The organism is Mucilaginibacter dorajii (assembly GCF_024808255.1).
In the GTDB taxonomy this organism is placed as follows: domain Bacteria; phylum Bacteroidota; class Bacteroidia; order Sphingobacteriales; family Sphingobacteriaceae; genus Mucilaginibacter; species Mucilaginibacter dorajii.
Genome location: NZ_JANTYS010000042.1, coordinates 20,562 through 27,013, shown reverse-complemented (window position 1 = coordinate 27,013; position 6,452 = coordinate 20,562). Strand labels below are relative to the sequence as shown.

The 6,452-nt window shown below is 41.6% G+C and carries 2 protein-coding genes; one reads left to right on the top strand and one right to left on the bottom strand.

Annotated features, from left to right (window positions below; all coding sequences use genetic code 11):
* The first annotated feature begins 95 nt into the window (after positions 1-95).
* Positions 96-542, top strand: a complete 447-nt coding sequence (locus tag FHS10_RS28885) for a DUF1572 family protein (RefSeq protein WP_259097688.1) — start codon at positions 96-98, stop codon at positions 540-542.
* Here the strand turns inward: FHS10_RS28885 and FHS10_RS28880 are convergent, their stop codons facing one another.
* Positions 543-6,440 (bottom strand): carboxypeptidase-like regulatory domain-containing protein, encoded by a 5,898-nt coding sequence (locus FHS10_RS28880; protein WP_259097687.1) that lies wholly within the window; start codon positions 6,438-6,440, stop codon positions 543-545. It lies immediately after the preceding gene.
* Positions 6,441-6,452 lie beyond the last annotated feature (12 nt).

Sequence of the window (6,452 nt, the reverse complement as noted above, 5' to 3'; positions counted from 1 at the left end):
TGACTAATGACTAATGACTAATGACTAATGACTAATGACTAATGACTAATGACTAATGACTAATGACTAATGACTAATGACTAATGACTAATGACATGATAAAAGATACATTGAAAGAACTGATTATCCGTGACCTTAAGAAATTAAAGCAGGAGATAGAAGCTTACCAAAACGAGGAAAAGCTCTGGTATATCGAAAAGAGTATATTGAACTCTGCCGGCAACCTTTGTTTACATTTGGTGGGTAACCTGAACATCTACATCGGCGCAGAGTTTGGCAAAACAGGTTATGTGAGGAACCGCGAAGATGAATTTGCGCTAAAAAATGTACCACGTGCAGAACTGGTGGATAAAATAGAAAAAACGATCATCATGATCGGAAAAACCTTCGATATGATCACAGAAGATCAGTTGAACGAAAAATACCCGGCAGAGATATTTTTAAAAGATGCGTCTACCGAATACTTTTTTGTTCATCTGGCCATGCACTTAGGTTATCATTTGGGGCAGATAAACTATCATCGCAGGCTGCTGGATAATTGACTAACGGCCCGTTGAACCAATAGATATCGATTTCATCCCCTCCCGGCCATAAAATACCGGGAAATACATCATTTCGGCCTTAGCCGGGTTTAAAGTGTATTTACCATCGTACCGTGGGATAAGGTTAATGCTGAATGTATAAGTGCCCTGTTTTAGCTTGCGGCAAAAGATGCTCACTTTCTCTTTAAAATATTCACGATGCACCTCGTTATTACCCCAGGCCTGGTCTTTGCTCTCATAGGAGCAGCCAGCCGGGATAGGTACTTCAATCATTACAAAATCGGCATCGCCCTTGGCGGTTACTTCTGTTTGCAAGGTAACTACTTCTCCTCCTTTTAATTTGGCGATTTTTTGGTCTTTACGTTCAAACCAGGTGTTTACTGTAAAATCCTTGTTTACCTTTTCTGGTTTGGTATTCCAAAATTGTTGTGAGCCGGTAATATATACTGGCAGACTCCCTGTTTTGCTGATGCTCAGGTTACCGGCATTCAGTTTGGCCGAGTATGGGAACTGGGTGACGGTTTCATTTTTTGAACCTTTTAAGGTGATAGATGCTGCTTTTACCTCCTTGTTTTCTATTAAAAGGTCTGGTAAAATGGTTTCCAGGATCAATGCCGATTCATAAGTGTTGCGCCAGTCGCCATGCCCGCGTTGTTCCAGGAAATAACCGCGGATCTTTTGCAGCAATTCGGGATGTTTGCCATCATTTTTAATAATCTGGTAAGCCAGTACACTTAACTGGATTGAGTTATCAAAAAAACGGTAACCTTCTTCGCCCCAGTAAATATTGCCAAACAGGGTATGCTGTTCTTTACCCAGCAAGCTATCTAATTTGATGCTTAAACCACTTTCCTGCTTAACCAGCATCAACCGTAATTTATCATAGCCTGATAAGGCGAAACCGGTATTTAATTTAACTGCTTTGTATTCCTTTTCAATTATGCCCACGTATTTTGCATAATCAACCTTTGCATGCAGTTTGTGCAGCAACTCCAGGCAGGCGAGTTTATCGGCCCCATGGTAGCTTTCTAATTGATAAACAAGGTAGTCGGTCAGTTTTTGTTGATCAAGTTCAACACTGTAGCCTTCCTTTTGAGCAGCCAACAAAGCCTCAACCGCGTGCAGGCTTATCCAAAGCTCCTCGTCGGTATCTTTCCACCAGCCCCAGGTGCCGTTGCTTTTGCGGTTTCCCTGCAGCTTTTTAATTACTTCTTTAATATTCTTATCATACTTAAAATCCTCGCCCAGGAATTTTTTGATCTGGCGTTCGGCCAGTAAACCTTTGAGTTTGGAGGCTAACTGCTCGTTACACAGGTATTTGTATTCCCTTAGTTTTCGGCTTTCTTCTGCCAATGTTGGTAACACGGAAGCCTCGGCTCTAAGTGTTACGGGCCCCATCGCCGGGTCGAATTTTAGGTTCACGGTTGTGTCGCTGTTTAATGCCTGGAAAATGCCTTTGGTTTCTTCAATTCCTTGTTTAATCACGGGCACTTTACGTCGTTCTCCGTCAAAATAGCCATTATCCCGTTTAATGGTGTATTCAAAATTGAGGCTGTCGGTAGCCGATGCTATTATACTTAGCGTATCAATTTTTGAGTTATCTACAGATAATGCATCCTGTTTGAGTTGCTGGCCATTATAGGTAAAAGTACGGGTAAGCGTAGCGGGGGTAGCATTATAGTTTAATACTTTGCCTATGAGCTTCATTTCATCGCCGGTAACAGCAAACTGAGGTGCGATAAAATTCGCGCTTAGGGGTTTAAAGGATTTGATTTGGTTTTCAGCAAAGCCAACCTGTTTATGACCGGTGATGCCTGCTACAAATGTGCGCCAGCTGGTAATATCATCCGGGAAGGTAGCTGTAAAACTGGCTTTGCCTTGCGCATCGGTAGTTAGTTTGGGTTGCCAGTATGCATAGTCGGCAAAGTTTTTACGCAAGGTTTGATCGTTCTGCTGTGTAGCAGCGGGCAACTGGGCTTCCTGTTTTTTCTTTTTTGTGGTGATGATGATCACGCCGTTTACAGCGCGCGTACCATATAATGCTTCCGCAGCCGATGATTTTAATACGTTTAGCTCATCTACATCATTAATGTTGATGCCTGCCATATTGGATACTATTTCACCATCAACAATGTAGAGTGGGCTACCACCACTTGGCAATGCTACTCCCCTGATATAAATTTTATCTGTTGAACCGGGCGTTTCTCCGTTAACTACTTGTACCCCGCCAATCCGGCCGGCTAATAGATTACTGATGTTGTTTGACGCTATGTTAAAATATCCGGAACTAACAACGCTTACTGACCCGGTAAGCTCACTTCTTTTTTGTGTTCCATAACCTATTACTACCACTTCCTGCAAATGTTTGCTTGATGGTTCAAGTATAACGGCCACATCTGCATTTGGTGTAATGGTTATTTCCTTGCTTTCGTAGCCTATGTAATTGATAGTTAATTTACCATTTGCAGGCACTTTCAAGCTAAAGTGCCCCTGTGTGTTGGTTACTGTACCAGTTGAGGTGCCTTTTATGCGCACGCTTACACCGGGTAACGGCGACTTGTCTTTTTTATCAATAACCATTCCCGTCATCATATTCAGGTAATTACTTACAGGGGTATATTTATCATTAAATGCCTCTTTTATTTTAGTTGCATCGTCGTCCTGATCCAGATTGTTATGGTAGCGGCCATCAAGGCGACTATCTACCACGTTAATTATTTTGATACTTACTGAATCGCGCGGATGAGTAGCAACTATATGTACTTTATAAAAGTTGGTGCCACGGGGTTTAATGGTAATATTCTCCAACATATCATACTTACCGCCTCTTAGTAAATACATTACCCTGTATTTGCCCTTTTCAAGGGAACCAAGGTCAATAGCATTGCCTGGGAAGATCCGTAAAAAGTTGGGCTCATTATACCTGTAAATAATAATGTTCCTGATCAGATCTGGTATTTCTTTTTTCAGTACCTCTCTTTCAATTCTTAGTTTACCCGTTTCGTCGCCCGATATAAACTGGTTGTTAAACAGTTGAGTAGTGTTGGCCCTATTATCCAGGTAGTTTTGCCACAAACTATCGGCGGCACGCCAGGTGAGTACATACTGCGTATAGTCGGTAGCAGCGGGTGCGTCTGAAATTTTAAGATTAAAAGGAAATTTTGCCGGAATGCTTCTTTGCTTAAGCAGGCCCGGTTGAAACAGGTATGAAAAATCAGGTTCGGCCACAAATGTTTTTGAATCCTGTCCTTTAACGTCCAACGTAACAATGTTTGAAGGCAAGGGCCCGGTTAGGATTTCATTACGATTATCGGCGCCCGGATTAAGGTAGTATAAAAGCTTATCCTGCCTTATCAGGGCCATTTGATGATCAAAATTATTAACTATGGTAACAAAATAATTATTAAGTAAACTTGCTTCGTAATTGCTTAACGTATCTGATACTTTATCGCCTTCAAAAGCATCTTCATTAACACTAAGGATAAGCTTTTTGGCATGTTGAACATTAACACTATCTACCTTAAAACTGCGGTTGTTGGTCCTGAACCGTAATTGGTGTTTGCCCGGGCTAGCCTCAAAGCTATAACGCTGCAGCTGTTGAGCCTGGCTAAAGTATACAGGTTTACCATCAATGTACAAAATGTGTACGGGTTCAATAACGCCGCTTTTTATTACAAATGGGGCTATTTGCGTAATGGTATCAATGCCTGACTCTTCAATGGTGTACATCTTTTTGGGATGGGTAAATTTGTAGTATTCAATGCTATCAAGTCCCATTTCCCTGCTCCATCGGTTCCAATTTAGTTTTATTGATCCATCCGCATCGGTTTTATCCGTTTCATAGGGCTTAAGTGTTTTACGATATTTTAAATTATAACCCAGGTAGGGTAAACCCGGTGCCCTGTAACCTTCAAATTTTCGGGTAAGAGCCCACGCGGTGATATCAGCATTGGCTACCGGTTTGCCGGCGTTATCGGTAACTACAATATCTGTTGTAACCTGCTGCCCCGGATATACCGTTACGGGTTGCTTAACATTTATGGTAAGCAGATCTTTACGGTAAAGCAGCCGGGCCTGCTCATTATGGTTTACACCAGCCCAAATGTAGTTTATCCAAAAGGTAACCATGTTTTGCCCCTTATATGCTTTTCTGTAAGTAAGGTTATCTGCCTCGCCCGCGTCTATAAGTTTATTGCCGGCGAAAACCGAATACCAGAAATGTAGTTTACGGGTATTAATCACTTTTACAAAAAGTGAATCAGACGAGCGATCCGATTCGATAGAAATTCCGCCGTTAAAATCCTTTAATTCTACGTCCTTATCGGTGCTATCTGCTTCAATGTTGTAGGTATACGCGGCAGGGTTAATGATGATGTTTGCAGGTAATGTTACTTTTACTTTAGATATGGTATCCTCGTTAGCATTAAAAGCGCTGATGATGGCGGTACCTTTTGTTGATTTCCCCAACTCCTGTAGGCTTGCTTTTAGGGTATCTCCGCTTAAATCGGTATTGATATTAAAGCGTTTATCATCAAAATTCAGGTATTTTGATTCATGGCGCTCCTCATTGGCCGAGTTTAAAAATACAGCATTTAACTGGTAGCTGATATTGGCATGAGGAAAAATAGAATCGGGGATGACCACTTTGGTTTCTCCCACAGCATCAAGCGGGAGCTGCTTTGTCCACAGTGTATCGGGCACAAAAACTTTTGTTTGAGTATATGATGATGCGGAATTGCTTGTTAAAGTTAAGGTTACGCTGCCATCGGGTACCGGCAGATCGTTTTCATCTGTAGCTTTCAGGTAAACAGCCATAGGATTGCCGCGCCAATGTTCCTTTTTATCAGTCCGGAGGTTAAATTTGGTTGATTTTAATTCATAATCTTCATACTTGAAGCCGCCGTAAGCCAGTACGGCCGGATCGTTGTACAAACTTTGACCCTTGCCCTCGTCGTTTTTGGGCTGTTTATAGTCGGGATCTACCAGGGCGATGTTATAATATTCATCAAGCCTGATGCTATCGCCCAAGGCAAAACTATACTCAAAACCTCCGGGCCGGTAGCCGCCAACTGTTCCTATCTTTTTGCCATTGCTGGCATAAGATCCCTCGCAAAGGCGTACATCCAGTTTTTTTTGTGTTACAGGTAACTTCGATTTTGAATAAAGGATGAATGCCTTAAACCTTACGGTATCGTTTGGCTTGTATTTTGGTTTGTTAAATATTACAAAGCTGCTGTAAGGTTTAGGTTTTTGAGGATATCGCTGTCTATATCTGTCATTGTCATCGCCTTTTGAAAAGATCCTTTTTATGGATTTCCAGAAAGAAGATAGCCAACTGTTTTTATCATTATCGTCGCGGTCATAGTCTTCTTCTTTCACGGTAAAAAAGTTAGCTATGCCGTCAAAATCTACCTGTACAGTGCTTATCTTCTTTGGGCTTTTACTATGCCAGGTGCCGCTTTTGACATCGTAACCAAGCGTTTTTCCGTTATAAAGCACCCTGGCGTTCCTGATGTTATTCCCCTGTTTATCTAAAATGATAAGACGGCGGTCGTAATCATTATGCAGCAGTTTTATAAAAGCCGAATGATTTTCAATCAGTGAATAAGTGAGCCTGTCTTTATCAGCGGCAACTTTTATGTAGTTACCGGCAGGTAGCGCATTTTCCCAATACGAGCTGGTTTTAAAAGAATCGATAGGGTGATGCAGGATATTTTCGTTTAATGAATCATCGGGGTGGGTGTAAAATTTACTAACCTGGGCAGTTGTGAGCTTATAAATGTAGGTGTAATAGCTGCGCTCTTTGCTTAAGGTAAGCGGTCGTTGTGCAAAAACTGCAACAGTGAATCCGCACAATAAAGCCGAAAGTGATATTGCCTTTTTATAAAATGATGACATATTTAGGTCGGT

Excerpts from the sequence above, each read along its gene's own strand:
- FHS10_RS28885 (WP_259097688.1), top strand. The coding sequence starts at position 96 with ATGATAAAAGATACATTGAAAGAACTGATTATCCGTGACCTTAAGAAA.
- FHS10_RS28880 (WP_259097687.1), bottom strand. The coding sequence starts at position 6,440 with ATGTCATCATTTTATAAAAAGGCAATATCACTTTCGGCTTTATTGTGC.